The organism is Roseovarius arcticus (assembly GCF_006125015.1).
Lineage (GTDB): Bacteria > Pseudomonadota > Alphaproteobacteria > Rhodobacterales > Rhodobacteraceae > Roseovarius > Roseovarius arcticus.
On the sequence record NZ_SZZN01000001.1, the window covers coordinates 3,746,971 to 3,764,521 of the forward strand.

A 17,551-nucleotide genomic window follows, 5' to 3' on the forward strand; every position below is an offset into this window, starting at 1 on the left:
TCACGCAGGCTTTTTACTGGGACTAAGGATGACCATACCGATCGCGCCAACAAAGATCGTGATGTCGGCGACATTGAACGCATAGGGATTATTAAACCCGCAGCAGGAGGTGTTTATAAAGTCGGCGACCGCGCCATAGAGCATGCGGTCGACCACGTTGCCGAGCGCCCCGCCCACCAGCATCCCGGCGGCAACTTTTTGCCATTTTCCGCCCGGCTCGTGATGCACCCACCACAGGACAGCGCACGAGATGGCGACCGCGACGGCAATCAAAATCCAGCGCGTCAGGGGCGAATCCCCAGCCAATAGGCCGAAATTAATGCCGTAATTCCACGCCATTCGCAGCGTCAGCAGCGGCGGCGCAACCTCGATCGTGCCCAGAGTGCGCAGGTCCATCCAATGCACGACCAGATACTTGGTGGCCTGATCGACCAAAAATACCCAGAAGGCCGTCCAGAATACGGTTTTCATCGGCGTCCCTCCTCAGGCACAGCAGTATTAGTGACGGAAGTGGCGCATGCCTGTGAGAACCATGGCGAGACCGGCCTCATCGGCGGCGGCAATCACCTCGTCGTCGCGCATAGAGCCGCCGGGATGGATAACGGCAGTCGCGCCCGCCTCGGCTGCGGCCAGCAGGCCATCGGCAAAGGGAAAGAACGCGTCAGAGGCGACCACGCTGCCGTTGGTCAAGGGCGCCTCTAGGCCCAATGCGTCGGCCATGTCCTGCGATTTGCGCGCGGCGATGCGGCTGCTGTCTATCCGGCTCATCTGGCCAGCACCGACGCCGACTGTTGCGCCGTTTTTCACATAGACGATGGCGTTGGATTTAACGTGTTTGGCGACCTTCCATGCAAACAGCATATCGGCCATCTCGGCATTGGTGGGCTGCCGCTTGGTCACGACTTTCAGGTCATCGGTGGCCAAATACCCGTTATCCTTGTCCTGCATCAGATATCCGCCAGATACCTGCCGGATCGTCTGGGCAGCGGCGCGCGGATCGGCCATGCCGTCTGTGATTAGCAGGCGCAGGTTCTTTTTGGCCTCAAAGATCTTGCGCGCATCGTCGTCCGCGCCGGGGGCAATGACGACCTCGGTAAATATCTGCGCGATTTCCTCAGCGGTGGCGCCGTCTAGCGGCTGGTTCAACGCGATGATCCCGCCAAAGGCCGACGTGCGGTCACAGTCGAACGCGCGGAGATAGGCCTCCTTCAGCGTTGGCGCGCGCGCCACACCGCAGGGGTTAGCGTGCTTGATGATTGCGCAGGCAGGGCCGTCCGCGCTGGCAAACTCGCTGGCCAATTCGAACGCGGCATCCGTGTCGTTGATATTGTTATAGCTCAGCGCCTTGCCCTGAAGCTGGCGGGCGGTTGCCACGCCGGGGCGGGCGCTACCGTCCAGGTAAAAGCTGGCCGATTGGTGCGGGTTCTCGCCATAACGCAACTCTTGGGCCAGCGTGCCGGCGACGGTGCGGCGGCGGGGGGCTTTGTCGCCCTGCTGCGCCGCCATCCAAGTCGATACGGCCGAATCGTAGGCGGCGGTGCGCGAATAGGCGGTCATCGCTAGTTTCTGGCGAAAGGCGAGTGCCGTGCCGCCATCGTTCGCGTTCATCTCGGCCAGCAGCGGGGCGTAGTCCTCGACATCGACGACTACAGTCACAAACCCATGGTTCTTGGCAGCGGCGCGGATCATCGCCGGACCGCCGATGTCGATATTCTCGATGCAGGTGTCGTAGTCTGCGCCGCCGGCTACCGTGCTTTCGAACGGATAGAGGTTCACGACCAGCAAATCGATCGCGCCGATGCCGTGCTGCTCCATCGCCTTAACATGATCGCCGTTGTCCCTCAGCGCCAGTAGACCACCATGCACGGCCGGATGCAGCGTCTTGACCCGTCCGTCCATCATTTCGGGAAAACCTGTCACATCGGCCACATCGCGCACCTCTAGGCCCGCATCGCGCAGCGCCTTTGCACTGCCCCCGGTGCTAAGAAGCTCGACACCCTGCGCGGCCAGCGCGCGGCCCAGATCAATCAGCCCCGTTTTGTCCGATACGGATAGAAGGGCGCGGCGGATGGGGGCGATATCGGTCATATGGTGATCCTGCGTGTTGGCGTGTCAATCGTCGTATTGGTCGCCGTTCGGGGCGGGATACAGCGCGTCCTGCGCCAGATCACGGATGCTGATCGGCGTATCTTGAGCCTTGGCCAGCGACCATCTGATGCGGCCCGCATACTCTAGCGCGCGCCCGGATAAAACTATCTGTTTGGCCGCACGGGGGCTAAGTCGCGATTTTTCTAGATAAACTGACGGCTCCAGCGTGATTCGTGCCCGCGCATCGGTGCGAAATACCCAGATTTCGCCACTGCGCAGCGCCAATGATACCGCCGCGCCGCCCATGTCGATGTTCGCATCCACCTCTGGGTGCAGGTGGAAATGGATCTGGTAAGGCACGCCCTGCATGCGGTTTGCATCCATCGCCTTATCAAAGCGGCGCTTGTCCCCATCGCTCAGCGCCAGCAGCATGTCCTCGCCCGCGACGCCACGCCCGTCAAAGGTCATCTCTACCGTGCGCGCGTGGGTCAGGCCAAAGCTGGGCACGTAACCGTCATGCCCGCCCTCAAAGCGCACCCCGTCGGACGCATGGCTCATCTGAACCGGCACGTCGCGCGGTGCTTGCGTCAGCCATTCGGCCTCGGCGCCGGGATTGCCCAAACGGGCGCTTGATTCGCCCCCTACAACGAGGGTGGAGTGCGAGGGTGTTGCACGCCCCGCCCGCCGCCAGTCCGCGCCAAAGCTGGCGCCGGAGCCGCAATTGACAATCACCGGGCGGCGGCCCGACGTCAGCTCAAACGCCATGGTCGAGGCATGCGCGCCCGCCGATGCCGCGCCTTTGGGCGGCGGCGCTGCGTCGATGATAACTGATGTGCGCCCGGCGCTGAGGCGGGCATAGCCCATGGCCAGCCCGTCCTTGCGGCGGCCCTTGGTGCCGCTGGCTGCCAGCGCAGTATCCAGCCGCCCTTCTAGCCCGCGCCCGCCGCCATGAAACCGCGCCAGCCCTCCATCAGCGTGCCGCAGTGTGCGCAGGGTGGGGGCGATGCGTGCGGTCGCAGCGGCCAGCGAGGGCGCCTTGATGCCTGCCTCGCCCAGCGCCGCGGCGGCCCATGTTAGCAAGGTAAATACGTCCAGCAACTCCTCGGGGTTGCGGGTGGGCAGGTGGCCTGCCTCGCCAATATGCGCGTCGCATTCGCGGCTCAGTGCGCGGGCGGCGGGGGCGATGTAGCGGTCCATTCCCTCTAGCGCGATCCCGGCATAGATGAGCCCGGTCAATGCCTCAAAGCGGGGCAGGCCCGGTACAGTCGCGTGCCAGCGTTTGCCCAAAAACAGCGTTTGCTGCGCCATCGAGCGATAGAAGGCATCCGACGCTGGTTTTTCCTGACCGGCGAGGAGAAAGAGCGCGTGATTAATCCAGCGTATCATGCGCCGACCGGTCAAGTCGGGCGACCAGCCGGGGCCGCGCCCTTTTCCGTGCCGCTCAATCCAACTTTGAGTCCAGTTTTGCGCGCAGACCCGCGCGGGCGCGTCCCCAGCGGCGGCCAGATCATCCAGCCAGCCAAATCCGTGCGCCTCGGCGGCAAATGCGGCGCTGGGCGCGTCCAGGTCCCACGGCGCCGTATCGAGGCTATGCACCAGATTCCCGGCAAACATAAAATTGCCCGCCGTCAGCTGCCGCCCGCGGGCAAAGCTGCCGATCGTGCGCGGCTCGGGCGAGGATACGAAAGCGGTCGCAGGTCGCGCCCATGCCGCGCGCCGCGCCGCGATGCGGTTTTGCAGCCTCGTCCATTTCGCGCGGATCGTGCCTTCTGGTGCCATGCGCCTCGTCTCCGGACGCTCTTGGTGGCGCCGCCTCGGGCGGATCATATCGCGCAGCCACGCCCAAGTCACCGAAGGATTGCTAAAATCGGATCAGGTGCGCAGCAGCGCGATGTAGAAGCCATCCATGCCGCCCAGATCGCCCCAGTAATCGGGGCGCAGCCGTAGCCCGCCCTCTTCGGTAATCCAAGCGGGGTCTATCCCGGGCAGATTAAGCGCGGCGCGGTCCACTGATAGCGAGGAATGGCGCACCAGCGCCTCGTCGATCTGGCATTCGCCCTCGTCCGGCAGCAGCGAGCAGGTACAATAGAGCAGTCGGCCTCCCGGCTTTAGCAAGCCCAGCGCGCGGTCCAGCATCGCGGCCTGAAGCGCGATCAGATCGCCGATTTCGGAGCCATCGCGCGCGTAGGGCAGGTCGGGATGCCGCCTAATCGTACCGGTGGCCGAGCACGGCGCGTCCAGCAGGATCGCATCATAGCTGCCCTCATGGGTCAGTGCGTCGCCCGTCACGAGGCCCGCGTTCAGCCCCGTGCGCGCCAGGTTTTCGCGCACCCGCGCCATCCGGGCGTCTGATATATCCAGTGCTGTCACATCTGCGCCAGTCGCCGCCAGTTGCAGCGTTTTGCCGCCCGGCGCGGCGCACATGTCCAGTACAGCCTCGCCCGGCAGGGCGGCCAAGACGCGCGCGGGAATCGCGGCGGCGGCGTCCTGCACCCACCAGTCGCCGGCCTCGTAGCCGGGCAGCGCGCTGATCTGGCCCGCGTCTTGCAGCCGGACCGACCCCGTCGGAAGCGCCGTGCCACCGACAGCCTGCGCCAGTGCGTTTGCATCGCCTTTGGGTGTCAAATCCAGCGGCGCGCCTGCGAAATGTGCAGCCTCAAAGCCTGCCACAGCGGTGGCGTCATACGCCTCAGTCAGGGGGCCGCGCAGCCAGTCGGACAGATGCGGCACCGGTAGATTGGCCCATTCGGCTGGGCCATCGGCCGCCACTTTGCGAAGTACGGCGTTGACCAGCCCCTTTAGCCGGGCAAAGCGCGCATTTCCTGCGATCAGGCCCACACATTCGTTAACGACGCCGTGCGCGTCACCGCCATGGCAAAGCTCTGTCGTGCCCAAACGCAGGATGTTCATCACCGGCAGGGGGGGCGGCTTGCGTAGGTGTTTGGCCAGAAGCGTGTCTGCCCGCTCCATACCTTTGAGGGTTTGCGTCGCGAGGCGCTGGGCGCGGGCGCGGTCCGGCGCCTGCAGCCGGTCCAGCGCGCCGGTGGCCAAAAGTTCGGACATCTGGCGATGCTCGCCCAATATCTGGTCCAGCAGGTGGGCGGCGGCGGCGCGCGGCGATGGCGTGGGCATGTCGTATCCTTGCTGATTGGCGATTGCGGCGTATATCAAGGGTACGCTCGCAAAGGAACCCATGCCATGACAGACCGCCACAATACGATTGCAAAGCAACCCACCGATTTGCCACCCGCTGCGCAGCGCGCGCTGGCCGAGGCAGAAGAGCGCCGATTGAAAGCCGATGCCACCGACCTGCCCACCGAACTGGGCGGTCGCAAGGATGGGCTAGAGGCCGTGCGCTATGGCGATTGGGAGAAGAAGGGTATTGCGATCGATTTCTAGCCCTTGACGCTGCTTGTGCCGCTGCGCATCCTGCCCTTGTAACAGGGGCGCCCGCCGCATGGTGGGCTGAGATGCACCCTTCGAACCTGAACCGGATCATGCCGGCGGAGGAAGTTGCGCGCAGATCGGTCCCGTTTAGGGACAGACTTGCGGCATGTCCCCTGCCTGCGAAGGGGAGCTAAGATGAACGACGCAGGACAGTATCTGGCGCATATGCGCGCCCGCGCGCCGCTGGTGCAAAATATCACAAATTATGTCGCGATGAACGTCATGGCCAACATCATGTTGGCCGCAGGCGCCAGTCCCGCGATGGCCCATGCTCAGCAGGAGGCGGCAGAGTTCGCTGGTCTGGCCGATGCGCTCAGCGTCAATATCGGCACGCTTGACCCTGAATGGGTTGTGTCGATGGAGGACGCCGCGCGCGTAATGAACGCAACAAACAAGCCATGGGTGCTGGACCCCGTTGCCGTCGGCGCGACCGCTTTGCGCCGCGATGCCGGCGCGCGCCTGCTTGCGTTGAAGCCGACCATCATTCGTGGAAACGCCTCTGAGATCATCGCGCTCGCGGGCTTTGAGGCCGCGGGCAAGGGCGCCGATACCGCAGACACGGTCAGCGACGCCGAGGACGCGGCGCGCATTCTGGCCCGCCAGACGGGCGGCGTCGTAGCTGTAACGGGCGAACGCGATTTTATCACAGATGGGCAGGCAGCCTACCGCGTGGCGGGCGGTCATGCGCTGATGCCGCGAATCACGGTTTTAGGCTGTTCGCTGACCGGAATCGTCGCCGCTTTTGCGGTAGACCAACCCGCATTGCCTGCGACGGTCGGCGCGCTGGCCTACTATGGCGTTGCGGGCGAAGTGGCAGGCGAGGTCGCCACTGGCCCGGCCAGCTTCCAGGCCGCCTTCATCGACGCGCTCTATAACCTCGGGCCTGAGGAAGTATCCGACCGCGCGCGAATTGAGGTCGTATGAGGCTAAATAAGCGGCAACTTGGCCCGATTTATTTCGTGACTGACGCGGGCGCGCCTGCGACCGTGCCGGAGCAGGTGCGCGCCGCTCTTGCCGCAGGCGTGCGCATCATTCAACTTCGCGACAAACACGCCAGTGATGCGGAGTTCGAGAAGCTGGCAGCTGCGCTGCTGCGCATCACGAGCGCCGCAGGCGCGGCTCTGATCGTCAATGACCGTGTCGACGCCGCGCTAAAGATCGGGGCGAACGGCGTGCATCTGGGGCAGGGCGACGGGGACGTCGCTGCCATTCGCCGCCGAATCGGGCCTGATATGATCCTGGGGTTGTCGGTGGAAACGCTGGCGCAAATCGGCTCTATACCGCAGGATAGTGTCGATTATCTTGGCGTTGGACCTCTGCGCGCGACAGCGACCAAGCCGGATGCGGCAGAGCCTTTGGGCATTGACGGCATGGCCCGGATAATCGCGGCCACGCCGCTACCATGCGTTGCAATCGGCGGGATAAAGCGCGGCGATGCGGCGGCCATTCGGGCGATAGGTGCGGCGGGCATTGCAGTCGTCTCGGCCATATCGCAGGCGGCCGACATGGAAGGCGCGGCGCGCGCCCTGATCGCAGAATGGGGCCCGGCATGATCCCCAATATCTTGTCCATTGCAGGCTCGGACCCGTCGGGCGGGGCTGGCATTCAAGCCGATATAAAATCCATTTCTGCCAATGGCGGCTATGCCATGGCTGCGATCACAGCGCTGACCGCGCAGAACACACGCGGCGTGCAGGCCGTGCGGTTGATGGATGCAGATATCATCACAGCCCAAATTGCGGCGCTCCGCGAGGATATTCGCATCGACGCGGTCAAGATTGGAATGCTGGGTGGTGCCGTCCTGATTAACGCGGTGGTAGATGCGCTTGCAGGGCTGGACGCGCCCATCGTGCTGGACCCGGTCATGGTGGCCAAGGGCGGTGATCGCCTACTGGAAAGCGATGCGGTTAATGCGCTGCGCAGCCTGCTATTGCCAAAAGCCGCGCTGATCACGCCGAACCTGCCGGAGGCGGCCGATCTACTGGGCTGCGCCGAGGCGCTTAATTTGGATGAAATGACCCGCCAAGCGGACCAGCTATTGGGTCTTGGGGCGCAGGCCGTGTTGCTAAAAGGCGGGCATCTGGACAGTGACGCCAGCCCCGATCTGTTAGTGTGGCACGATGGTCGCGAGTGGCTGCATGGCGCGCGCATCGACACGGTGCGCACCCATGGCACAGGATGCACGCTGTCATCGGCCATCGCGGCGCATCTAGGCGCGGGTTTACCGCTGCTGGAGGCGGTGCAGCGCGGCAAAAAGTACATCACAGAGGCAATCGCCGCCGCACATCTGCTGGATGTGGGCCATGGCCACGGACCCACGCATCACTTTTATCACTGGCAGTAGACTCTATTCCGGCGCAAAAGTGGCTCTATAGGTAGTACCTTGGATGACGGATGACTTAGCATCGTTGGTGTGGTCTCAAGGTGTCCTATGGCGCAGAGGGACACGCAAGGAGACAGCATGACAGGATTACCCGATTTCCGGCTAGAGACGCATTTCGCCAAGTGGGAGTTCAGCGCCCGCTACCACCTGACTGCTTCTGACGCCGAAAGCATGCCGCTGGCGGATTTACTGGCCATGGCGACGCCTGAGGATCGTGCCGCATTTGAGAATATGTGGCTCGGTTACACCGAAACATGGGGCGAGCCTGCCTTGCGGGCTGAGATCGCCGCGACTTATGCCGGGCGGGATGCGGACGATATCCTGTGCTTTGCCGGGGCCAGCGAGGGGATATTTGCCGCCAATTCCGTGCTGCTGGCGCCGGGCGATCATGCCGTCGTCGTTACCCCGAACTATCAGTCGCACGAGACGCTGCCTGCGATGATCTGCGACGTGACCGGCGTGCCGCTGGACGCAGATGATAACTGGTCACTGGATATCGACCGCGTGGCTGCCGCAATTCGGCCCAACACGCGGCTGGTGACGATCAACTTCCCGCATAATCCCACCGGGGCGATCCTGCCGCTGGATCGCTACCGCGCGCTGATCGCGCTGTGCCGCACCCACGGCATCTGGATTCTGCACGATGAGATTTTTCATGGGCTTGGGCCAAGCGGCGCCGCGCATCTGCCGTTTGTTGCGGACGAGTACGAGCGCGGGCTGTCCTTGGGCGTGATGTCCAAATCATACGGTTTGCCGGGCCTGCGCATTGGCTGGATCGCGTGCCAGGATCGCGATGTATTATCCCGCATGGAGCGGATGAAGCACTACTTATCTATCTGTAACTCCGGCCCGTCCGAGCATTTGGCCCGCATCGCGCTGAAGGCGCGCGGGCAGATATTGGCACGTAACAACGCCATTGTGGACGAAAACCTGCCAAAATGGGACGCATTCTTTGACCGCCATGCGGATCTGTTTGAATGGCGGCGACCTGATGGATCCTGCATGGGGTATCCGCGTTATCTGGGCGCGGATGGCGTGGAGACGTTTGCCCGCCGGTTGGTCGAGGAGGCCGGCGTGCTGGTGCTGCCCAGCACGATCTATCGGTCCGATTTGGGCAAGACGCCGACAGATCGCTTCAGGATCGGGTTCGGTCGGACAGGGCTAGATGAGGGGCTTGCGGCGATGGAGGGATGGCTGGAACGGGAGTAGCAGGCGGCTTGAAATGGTGTTTTCAACAGCCAATTGCCTGCCGCGAAGCCGTTCGCTGACGCTTCTTCCTTCTGCATTTGCATTTTTGCAACTATAACTTGCTATAGGCGCTGACACAGGCACGTGATTGGATCTTTGCCCGGTGATGCGTTGTTGAGTAGTTATCTACAGATTCGTGCCGCAACAAAAAGGATCAAAAACCTATGCTGACCAGACGCCACTTCGTGATTTCGACAGCCGCTTTGTTTTCGGCACCCATTCCGACCATCGCAGCAGCGGCCCCGACGTCGGACCAATCGAAATGGTCGAAATGGGATGCTCAGGTCACGCCCGCGAACTATGATCCGGCCACGTCGAACCCTTGGGGATTTAATCCGCGCTTCCTGCCACAGCGTGTCGAGGCGAATGATGGTCTGCGGCCCGGCGATATCCATGTCGATGCAGTGGCGCGGTATCTGTACCATATCGGCGGCGATGGAACGGCGATGCGCTACGGCGTCGCTATTGCGCGCGGCAATCTTTACGAGCCGGGCACGTACACGATCCGGCGCAAGGCAAAATGGCCGACGTGGACGCCGACGGCAGCCATGATCAAGCGCGATCCCAACATTTATACGCAGCATGCAGATGGCATGAACGGCGGGCCGAACAACCCGCTCGGCTCTCGTGCGTTTTATCTATTTGTCGGCAATCGGGATACCTACTTGCGCATTCACGGCTCTCCGCAGCCGCGCTCGATCGGGGGGCGGGCCAGTTCGGGCTGCGTTCGTATGGTTATGGCGCATATCATCGGTTTGTATGGACAGGTTCAGCCCGGATCGACGGCATACCTATATGCGCCCGAGGACCGGATCGCAGCCCAAAGCTGAGGCCACTTTCGCCGCCCTATCAGCAGGGCGGCGTTACCTGTCTGCTTAGGTCTTTGCGACGCGCTGTGTGCAAATCGGCCGGCCGTCTTTGGACCTAAGTGGCAGGAACGTAGTCTCGACCGGACCTGTATATTGATAGACATAGCATCCATCCGCCGGGTTAAGCCGTACAGCGTTCAGATTCTGGTAGGGTGCGGCAAGGGCCACTAGGCTCTCTGGCAACTCGCTTATGAATTGATTGGACGCACCGCCCGTCCCGGTGCCACCCTCCATCTCCTCGCATGCCGCGAGCAGGAATGGTGCGCAGCCCAATAGCCAGACAAACTTATTCATAACAGATATTTCTCCTAGTTCTGGTTAGGATGGTCGATTTTATGTCGAAGGACCAGCGCTTTTGCGCGGGTCTAGGATGGGCGCTTGCCTCACCGCAGCCCCAAGACATCCAGCATGTCATAGGATCCCGGCTCGCGGCCTTGGCCCCATAGCGCCGCCTTAAGCGCGCCGCGCGCAAATACGGCGCGGTCAGTCGCGATGTGGCGCAGGACGATCCTCTCCCCGGCGGCGGCAAAGATGACGTCATGTTCGCCCACCACGTCGCCGCCTCGAATAGCGGAGAAGCCGATGTCGCCGCGCGTCCGTGCGCCCGTGATGCCGTCGCGCCCTCGGTCCGACACGCGGTCCAGCGCGACACCGCGCCCCGTCGCCGCCGCCTCGCCCATCATCAGGGCAGTGCCGGAGGGCGCGTCCACCTTTTGATTGTGATGCGCCTCGACGATCTCGATGTCGAAATCATCGTCCAGCGCGCGTGCGACCTTTTCGGTCAGCATGGTCAGTAGATTGACACCCAGGCTCATGTTGCCTGCGCGGATCTGTACGCAATGGCGGGCGGCGGGCTGTAGCGCCTCAACGTCGGCGTCTGAAAATCCCGTGGTGCCTATAACGTGCACGGCGCGGGCCTGCGCGGCCAACTGGGCAAATGCGATGGTGGCGGCGGGCGCGGTAAAGTCAATGATGGCCTGCGAGGGGGCGAACGCCTCTAGCGCGTCGTCCGTCACGATCACGCCCATTGCCGCGCCGCCCATCGCTTCGCCCACGTCGCGGCCGATCCATGCGTGGCCAGTACGCTCAACCGCGCCAGTAAGGTGGGCGCGCCCGCTATCCATGATGGTGCGGATCAGCATCTGGCCCATTCGGCCAGATGCGCCTGTCACTGCTATGCCCGGTCCTGTGCTCATGATCCTGCCTCTTTGCTGGTTGCAGCCCTCAATAGCGCGGGCATCATCGCTTGGCAAAGGGCGCTATAGGGACTAAATGCTGCGCTATGGCAAAGAACAAATCTCAAGATGGCGCAGGCCCAACGCAACGGCAGCTTCAGGTTGGCGAGAACGTGCGCCGCACGCTGGCCGAAGTTCTGTCGCGCGGCGATATCCACGATCCCGATCTCAGCCGCATGTCGGTGACGGTAGGCGAGGTGCGCATGTCCAACGATCTAAAGATCGCGACAGCCTATGTTATGCCGCTAGGCGGACACGGGCAGGAGGAATTGCCCGCCTTGCTGGCGCGCAACAAGGGTGAGCTGCGCCGCGTGATCGGCAAGAAGCTCGGCCTGAAATTCGCCCCTGATTTGCGGTTTCGGCTAGACCCGACCTTTGACCAGATGGACGAGACGCGCCGCCTCTTTTCCCAAGGTGCGGTGCAGCGTGATCTGGAGGATGGGGCCAGCGATGACTAAGGCGTGGCTGGCGGCCCTGCTGGCGCTGCTGCCTGCGGTGCTGAGCGCGGCAGAGTGCCGAACGGACACGTTTGAGGATGTCCAGTACTCCATCTGCGAGGTCGACATGAGCGTCGCCGACTTGCGCGTTTTCCTCAAATCCCCCGAAGGCGAGACGTTGGGCAGTTTCAGCCGTGTCCGTGTCCAGCTGGCCGAGGATGGCGGCGATCTGGATTTTGCCATGAATGCCGGAATGTATCATTCGGACCGTCGGCCTGTCGGCCTTTATGTCGAGAACGGGCAGGAGCATGCGGGTCTTGTCACGAGCAAGGGCCCTGGCAATTTCGGCTTGCTACCTAACGGTGTCCTATGCGTGCGAGAGGGCCGCGCCGACGTGATCGAGACGCTGCGCTTTGCCGATAGGGCGCCAGAGTGCCGCTATGCAACGCAGTCGGGGCCGATGCTGGTAGTGGACGGTGAATTGCATCCCCGTTTTTTGGTGGATAGCGACAGCCGCTACGTCCGCAACGGCGTCGGCACCAGCAATGACGGCACGCGGGCTGTGTTTGTCATCTCGAACGCGGCTGTGAACTTTCATACGTTTGGGCGCCTCTTTCGCGATCATCTGGACCTGCCTCAGGCGCTTTATTTCGACGGCAATATCTCGCGCCTCTACGCGCCCGAGCTGAACCGCAGCGATATCGGATTTGCCATGGGGCCGATCATTGGCACGGTGGTTCGCGGGCAGCCTGAATAGGCGCAAAATCAATGATGGATTCGGCTTTTTGGTGAAACGCCTTAGGTAGGCGCGTTGGCGGCCCGTCTGGCCGCGCCGATACCTGAGGGCACGCACATTATGACCGCCGAAAAGACACTGAACGATGGCCCTGTAGGTCGCGCGCTATGGTCCGTCAGCGCGCCGATGACGATCGGTATCTTGGGCGTGCTCAGCGTTGGTCTGGCGGATGCGTTCTTTCTGGCGCGCGACGGGGCGACATCCCTGGCCGCGATCGGCTTTGTCTTTCCTGTGATAACTGCGCTGACATCGCTGTCCATCGGGCTGTCTGCAGGCACAAACACTGTCATTAGTCAGGCCATCGGTCGCGGCGAAGACGCAGGTGATCGCCGCCGTATGACCCTACACGCGATGGCGTTGGCGCTGGGGCTGTCCTGCACGATAGCGCTGATCGTATATCTGGTGGCGCCGCATCTCTTTGCTGCGATGGGCGCCGGCGGCGAAGTGCTTGGCGCGATACTCGGGTATATGCGCTTTTGGTGCCTGAGCTTTCCGTTTTTAGTCACTGGTATGGCGCTGAATGCAGTTTTTCGCGCCGGGGGTCGCAGCGGTGTCGCCGCAATGGCAATGCTGGCGCAGGCACTTTTGAATATCGGCCTTGATCCGATGCTGATCTTTGGTTTTGGCCCGATTCCGGCGATAAGTATGGATGGCGCCGGCCTGGCCTCGCTGATCGCGCGGATGGCGTCGTTTTCGGGGCTGGCCTTCTTTGCGTGGCACGCTGGCGTCTTGCAGTTAAACGCGGCGCCATGGCTGGGCGCCGCGACCTCTATCCGCCGCATTGTGCGCGTGGGCGCGCCTGCCGCGATGTCAAATGCGATTAATCCGCTGGGCATGGCCATCGTCACCGGCTTTGTTGCCACCATCGGCGATACGGCCGTCGCGGGATTTGGCGCAGCGACGCGGGTGCAGGGCGTGGTCGTGGTGCCGCTGCTGGCGCTGTCATCTGGCATCGGGCCTGTTGTGGGGCAGGCGTGGGGCGCGGGCGACGAGGCGCGGGCGAAAAAGGGCCTGCGCATCACACATGCCGCCTGCGCGATCTTTGGGCTGGGTGTGGCGGCGCTGCTGCTATTCTCTGCGGTGCCGCTCGCCGCGATCATGACCTCGGGCAGCGAGGCGCAATCCTACACCGCTACCTATCTGCGCATCGCCAGCTGGGGCTTTCTGGGCTATGGCATCCTGATTACGGCCAATGCGGCGATGAACGCGCGCGACCGCGCGCTATGGTCGATGAGCCTGAGCGGAACGCGTATCTTTCTGCTCTATGTACCGATGACGTGGGCGGGCCTTCAATTGGGCGGATATACCGGGATGCTGATCGGCGCGGTGGTTGCCAACCTTTTCAGTGGGTGGATGGCTCTGATTGCCGTCCGCTCTGTCGGTCTTGGGGTGATGGGCTGGGGGCCTGTGCGCTGGCCATCTGACTGGCTGGCGGCGCGGCTGGGTGCGCATGGCACGCCTGCCCGAGATTGACAGACCGCCGGCCTTGGGCTAGCCCCGCCTTTCATCCATCAAAGGCAGGACCGCATGGCACGCAAACGCAAGGGACGCGATATCTCAGGCTGGCTGGTCGTGGACAAGCCTGCTGGCATCACCTCCACCTCCGTCGTGAACAAGGTGCGCTGGGCATTGCAGGCCAAAAAGGCCGGGCATGCCGGCACGCTGGACCCCGAGGCGACAGGCGTTCTGGCCGTGGCGCTGGGCGAGGCGACCAAGACGGTGCCGTACATCACCGATGCGCTCAAGGCCTACAGGTTTGAGGTGCGGTTTGGCACGGCCACCAACACCGACGATGCAGAGGGCGAGGTGATCGCCACTAGCGACACACGCCCCACCGATGATGAGATCAAGGAGGCGCTGCACCGCTTTGCCGGCGATATCATGCAGGTGCCGCCCAAGTTTTCGGCCGTAAAGGTTGATGGCGAGCGTGCCTATAAGCTGGCCCGCGACGGCGAGGATGTGACGCTGGCCGCGCGCCCGCTCTGGGTGGATGAATTGCTGCTGGCCGAGCGGCCCGATGCAGACCGCGCCGTGCTAGAGATGGTGTGCGGCAAAGGCGGCTATGTGCGCGCCATTGCCCGCGATCTGGGCGATGCACTGGGCTGCAAGGGGCACGTCACATGGCTGCGGCGTGTTTGGTCCGGCCCGTTCGAGGCCGAAGAGGGTATCACCTTGGACAAAGTCGAGGAACTGGCGCACGATCCTAGCATCGACGCGCATATCCTGCCGCTGGAAGTGGGTCTTACCGACCTGCCCGAACTACGCTGCACACCCGAAGGTGCGGCCAAGCTGCGAAATGGTAATCCCGGCATGGTCTATCCGGGTGACGCCGAATATGGCGATGAATGCTGGGCCTCACTAGAGGGCCGCGCAGTGGCTGTGGGCATCTACAAGGCGGGCGAATTGCACCCCAGCCGCGTCTTTGCCGCGCCCGAATGATCACGCGCACACATCTGAAGGGCGACGCCGCGTCCACCGCAATCTATTCGCCCTGCGAGAGGTATCGTTACTCTTTGACCCGCATCTGGGACGATACAGCCGGACGCGCGCATTTTATCATGCTGAACCCCTCGACCGCGACCGAGATCCAGAACGACCCGACGGTCGAGCGATGCGAGCGGCGCGCCCGCGCGCTGGGCTTTGGCGCATTTCGTGTCAGCAACATCTTTGCTTGGCGCGACACCGACCCGCGCAAAATGCGCGCCGCCCTTGATCCGGTCGGCCCTGCCAACGACGCGGCCATTTTGGAGGGATGCGACTGGGCGGGGTGCAACATCGCCGCATGGGGCACCCACGGCGCGCATCTGGACCGGGGCGCGCAGGTCGCGGCCTTGCTCATCAACGCTGGCGGCGCGGTACATCATCTGGGCCTGACCAAGGACGGCCATCCGCGCCATCCGCTATATGTCGCGTATGCGCGCCAACCCGAATTGTGGGATATAATGCAGTCGCGTTAACCACTTGCAGGGAATTGTCTGTTATGCACGCGGCAGATCTCGCATGTTGGATGCTGGATCATCAGGATTGACGACATGCTGTTTCTTGCAGGCCTTATGGGAATGATGGCGCTCGGCGCGACCGCCTTTGCAGGTTTGTCGCCTGCGATGGACGATCATGAGGGCGCTGGGCGGGACGACTCGGGCGACGGCGATGACACAGCATCGCAAGACGAACCGAGCAGTGCCGACGAAGCTGGGGTGGAAATCAGCGGGACCAGTATTCTGGATTTTGCGACCCTTGACACGCATCAGGTAGCGACGGGGAATGTCGCGAATGGTGGCGATCAGGACAACACTGCTGGCGACTTGGTTGATCCCACCAATGATGTGACGTCAGTGAGCGACACACTTGCCGATGTCCTCCCTGCGGATAAGCTGCCCAATGACGTTGCGCAGGCCACCAAGGTCAGCGACGCAGAAACTATCCAGCGCGTTGCTGTTGGCACAGTTGAAGACGATCATATGGCCGGAACGAGCGACCGAGATGTCGCCAACGGCTATGATGGAGATGACAAGTTAACTGGTGCGGAGGGCGACGACGAATTGTGGGGTGCGCTCGGCGACGATACGCTTGACGGAGGCGCCGGCAGTGACACACTGCATGGCGGCGCGGGCCAGGACGATGTGAAGGGTGAGGACGGAGAAGACCACGTGTTCGGCCATGGCGGCGACGATACTATGGCAGGCGGTGCAAACGACGACAGCCTCGTCGGAGGGCATGGCAACGACACGCTGGACGGCGGCGACGATGACGACGCCATTCACGGCGGACTGGGCGACGATGTACTGCGCGGTGGAACTGGGGCAGATGTTTTATTTGGCGGCTGGGGCGACGACACATTGTCTGGCCTTGAGGATGATGATGGCACGGATGGCTGGGATGATACAGACGTCAGCGACTTTCTTAACGGCGGCGGCGGCGCCGACCTTATCATCGCTGGGGCAGGCGATATCGTGACCACCGGCGACGGGGCTGATACCGTCCTGCTGGGTGAGTGGCTAAGCATGGAGCATCAGGCGGATATTCTTGACTTCGCCCCTGGCGAGGACAGTTTGTTGGTGGTCTATGACGATATCACCGGAGGCGAGCCTGACGTGGATCTTTCCCCTGATCCCGACAATGCCAGCGTGCAGCATATCATGCTGAACGGGATTCAAATCGCTACGATTAACAATGTGCCGGGGCTGAACGCGGGCCACATCACGCTGGTCGGATCCAGCATGCTGCCAGCCGGTGTGATGCTGTAGCATCCCGGCCCTTCCCAAACGATCCCAATTCGCCTATACGCCCCCAGTGCGCCCGCCATCGGCTTGCGTGCAGATTCTCTATGGACCCTGCTGGACGACATCCCGGCTTGCGCCCGCAACCCCTGTTAAAAGGAGATCCCGATGTCGATTACCGTCGAAGAAAAGCACCGCCTGATGAAGGAATTTGCAACCAAGGAAGGCGACACTGGCTCGCCCGAGGTTCAGGTTGCCATCCTCACATCGCGCATCACTACGCTGACAGAGCATTTCAAGACCCACAAGAAGGACAACCACGGTCGCCGTGGCCTTCTGAAGATGGTCGCGCTGCGCCGCAAGCTGCTGGACTATACCAAGTCCAAGGATGAGGCACGCTACCAAGACCTGATCAAGCGTCTGGGCATCCGCCGCTAAGCGTTTCGAGCTAATTTACAAAACTTTGGCCGCCTTGGTTTTCCCAGGCGGCCTTTGCATTTGTGCACCTGCACCCCGCACAGCGGGCGCGAAACTGGCGATCATTTGTTTCGTTGCCGACCGTTGGGCGTGACGAGCACCTCCAACGTCATGCGTCGGCAGCAGGGCCGCGCCGGTCTTCAGCCAAGAGGCTCCTCGCCGAGGTGCTCCCCGACGACTAGATCAACAGCCGCGGTCATGTTTCCGACGCCCGTAATGCCGCGCGCCCCCGCTGTGCCTCACTACCTTTCAATTCATCCCATTCTGCTGTATGGCCCCCACATCTGAAACTGCGTGCCATGGCCCCGGCACCCAGATGACAAGATTATTGGGGTCGGCGGCAATGGGGCC

General features: G+C 62.7%; 19 protein-coding genes and 1 riboswitch. Of the genes, 13 read left to right on the forward strand and 6 right to left on the reverse strand.

Going from position 1 to position 17,551, the window contains the following annotated elements; all coding sequences use genetic code 11:
- From lspA to MK6180000_RS17960, 4 genes are all read right to left on the reverse strand, one after another.
- Window positions 1–471, reverse strand: coding sequence for a signal peptidase II (gene lspA, locus MK6180000_RS17945; protein WP_138935991.1), 471 nt, complete (start codon window positions 469–471; stop codon window positions 1–3).
- 27 nt (window positions 472–498) lie between these two features.
- Window positions 499–2,088: a bifunctional phosphoribosylaminoimidazolecarboxamide formyltransferase/IMP cyclohydrolase gene (gene purH / locus MK6180000_RS17950; RefSeq protein ID WP_138935992.1), complete on the reverse strand. Its 1,590-nt coding sequence runs from the start codon at window positions 2,086–2,088 to the stop codon at window positions 499–501.
- Window positions 2,089–2,112: 24 nt separating this feature from the next.
- Window positions 2,113–3,867 (reverse strand): heparinase II/III family protein, encoded by a 1,755-nt coding sequence (locus tag MK6180000_RS17955; RefSeq protein WP_138935993.1) that lies wholly within the window; start codon window positions 3,865–3,867, stop codon window positions 2,113–2,115.
- Window positions 3,868–3,960: 93 nt separating this feature from the next.
- Window positions 3,961–5,220 (reverse strand): RsmB/NOP family class I SAM-dependent RNA methyltransferase, encoded by a 1,260-nt coding sequence (locus MK6180000_RS17960; protein WP_138935994.1) that lies wholly within the window; start codon window positions 5,218–5,220, stop codon window positions 3,961–3,963.
- A gap of 66 nt (window positions 5,221–5,286) precedes the next feature.
- On the opposite strand from MK6180000_RS17960, the gene MK6180000_RS17965 reads away from it, so the two are divergent.
- From MK6180000_RS17965 to MK6180000_RS17990, 6 genes are all read left to right on the forward strand, one after another.
- A complete protein-coding gene (locus MK6180000_RS17965) occupies window positions 5,287–5,487 on the forward strand; it encodes a DUF1674 domain-containing protein (protein ID WP_138935995.1) in 201 nt (66 codons plus the stop codon).
- 33 nt (window positions 5,488–5,520) lie between these two features.
- A riboswitch (TPP riboswitch) is annotated at window positions 5,521–5,617 on the forward strand.
- Between the two features lie 53 nt (window positions 5,618–5,670).
- Window positions 5,671–6,459: a hydroxyethylthiazole kinase gene (thiM, locus tag MK6180000_RS17970; protein ID WP_138935996.1), complete on the forward strand. Its 789-nt coding sequence runs from the start codon at window positions 5,671–5,673 to the stop codon at window positions 6,457–6,459.
- A complete protein-coding gene (gene thiE / locus MK6180000_RS17975; protein WP_138935997.1) occupies window positions 6,456–7,088 on the forward strand; it encodes a thiamine phosphate synthase in 633 nt (210 codons plus the stop codon). The genes thiM and thiE overlap by 4 nt, the downstream gene beginning before the upstream one ends.
- Window positions 7,085–7,879, forward strand: a complete 795-nt coding sequence (gene thiD / locus MK6180000_RS17980) for a bifunctional hydroxymethylpyrimidine kinase/phosphomethylpyrimidine kinase (RefSeq protein ID WP_138935998.1) — start codon at window positions 7,085–7,087, stop codon at window positions 7,877–7,879. The genes thiE and thiD overlap by 4 nt, the downstream gene beginning before the upstream one ends.
- Before the next feature lie 117 nt (window positions 7,880–7,996).
- Window positions 7,997–9,127, forward strand: a complete 1,131-nt coding sequence (locus MK6180000_RS17985; protein ID WP_138935999.1) for a pyridoxal phosphate-dependent aminotransferase — start codon at window positions 7,997–7,999, stop codon at window positions 9,125–9,127.
- A 203-nt stretch (window positions 9,128–9,330) separates the two neighbouring features.
- Window positions 9,331–9,996, forward strand: a complete 666-nt coding sequence (locus tag MK6180000_RS17990) for a L,D-transpeptidase (protein ID WP_138936000.1) — start codon at window positions 9,331–9,333, stop codon at window positions 9,994–9,996.
- Window positions 9,997–10,041: 45 nt separating this feature from the next.
- Here MK6180000_RS17990 and MK6180000_RS17995 read toward each other — a convergent pair whose 3' ends face one another.
- Together MK6180000_RS17995 and dapB are read right to left on the reverse strand one after the other, a co-directional pair.
- Window positions 10,042–10,329: a hypothetical protein gene (locus MK6180000_RS17995; protein ID WP_138936001.1), complete on the reverse strand. Its 288-nt coding sequence runs from the start codon at window positions 10,327–10,329 to the stop codon at window positions 10,042–10,044.
- Window positions 10,330–10,418: 89 nt separating this feature from the next.
- The gene (gene dapB / locus MK6180000_RS18000) at window positions 10,419–11,231 is read right to left on the reverse strand and encodes a 4-hydroxy-tetrahydrodipicolinate reductase (RefSeq protein WP_138936002.1); all 813 of its coding nucleotides are present in this window, start codon (window positions 11,229–11,231) and stop codon (window positions 10,419–10,421) included.
- An 86-nt stretch (window positions 11,232–11,317) separates the two neighbouring features.
- On the opposite strand from dapB, the gene rbfA reads away from it, so the two are divergent.
- The 7 genes from rbfA to rpsO all read left to right on the forward strand — a co-directional run bounded on the left by rbfA (window position 11,318) and on the right by rpsO (window position 17,161).
- Complete coding sequence (rbfA, locus tag MK6180000_RS18005; RefSeq protein ID WP_138936003.1) at window positions 11,318–11,728, forward strand: 30S ribosome-binding factor RbfA; 411 nt, start codon at window positions 11,318–11,320, stop codon at window positions 11,726–11,728.
- Window positions 11,721–12,464 carry a phosphodiester glycosidase family protein gene (locus tag MK6180000_RS18010; protein ID WP_138936004.1) on the forward strand — a complete coding sequence of 248 codons (744 nt, stop codon included), beginning with the start codon at window positions 11,721–11,723 and terminating at the stop codon, window positions 12,462–12,464. The genes rbfA and MK6180000_RS18010 overlap by 8 nt, the downstream gene beginning before the upstream one ends.
- 99 nt (window positions 12,465–12,563) lie before the next feature.
- Entirely contained in the window at window positions 12,564–13,976 is a 1,413-nt protein-coding gene (locus MK6180000_RS18015) for an MATE family efflux transporter (protein WP_138936005.1), read from the forward strand.
- A gap of 54 nt (window positions 13,977–14,030) precedes the next feature.
- Window positions 14,031–14,942, forward strand: a complete 912-nt coding sequence (gene truB, locus MK6180000_RS18020) for a tRNA pseudouridine(55) synthase TruB (RefSeq protein ID WP_138936006.1) — start codon at window positions 14,031–14,033, stop codon at window positions 14,940–14,942.
- Window positions 14,939–15,460, forward strand: coding sequence for a DUF1643 domain-containing protein (locus tag MK6180000_RS18025; RefSeq protein WP_138936007.1), 522 nt, complete (start codon window positions 14,939–14,941; stop codon window positions 15,458–15,460). Before truB ends, MK6180000_RS18025 begins: the two co-directional genes overlap by 4 nt.
- A 75-nt stretch (window positions 15,461–15,535) precedes the next feature.
- The gene (locus MK6180000_RS18030) at window positions 15,536–16,750 is read left to right on the forward strand and encodes a calcium-binding protein (protein WP_138936008.1); all 1,215 of its coding nucleotides are present in this window, start codon (window positions 15,536–15,538) and stop codon (window positions 16,748–16,750) included.
- Window positions 16,751–16,891: 141 nt separating this feature from the next.
- Window positions 16,892–17,161, forward strand: a complete 270-nt coding sequence (rpsO, locus tag MK6180000_RS18035) for a 30S ribosomal protein S15 (RefSeq protein ID WP_076529993.1) — start codon at window positions 16,892–16,894, stop codon at window positions 17,159–17,161.
- Window positions 17,162–17,551: the final 390 nt, after the last annotated feature.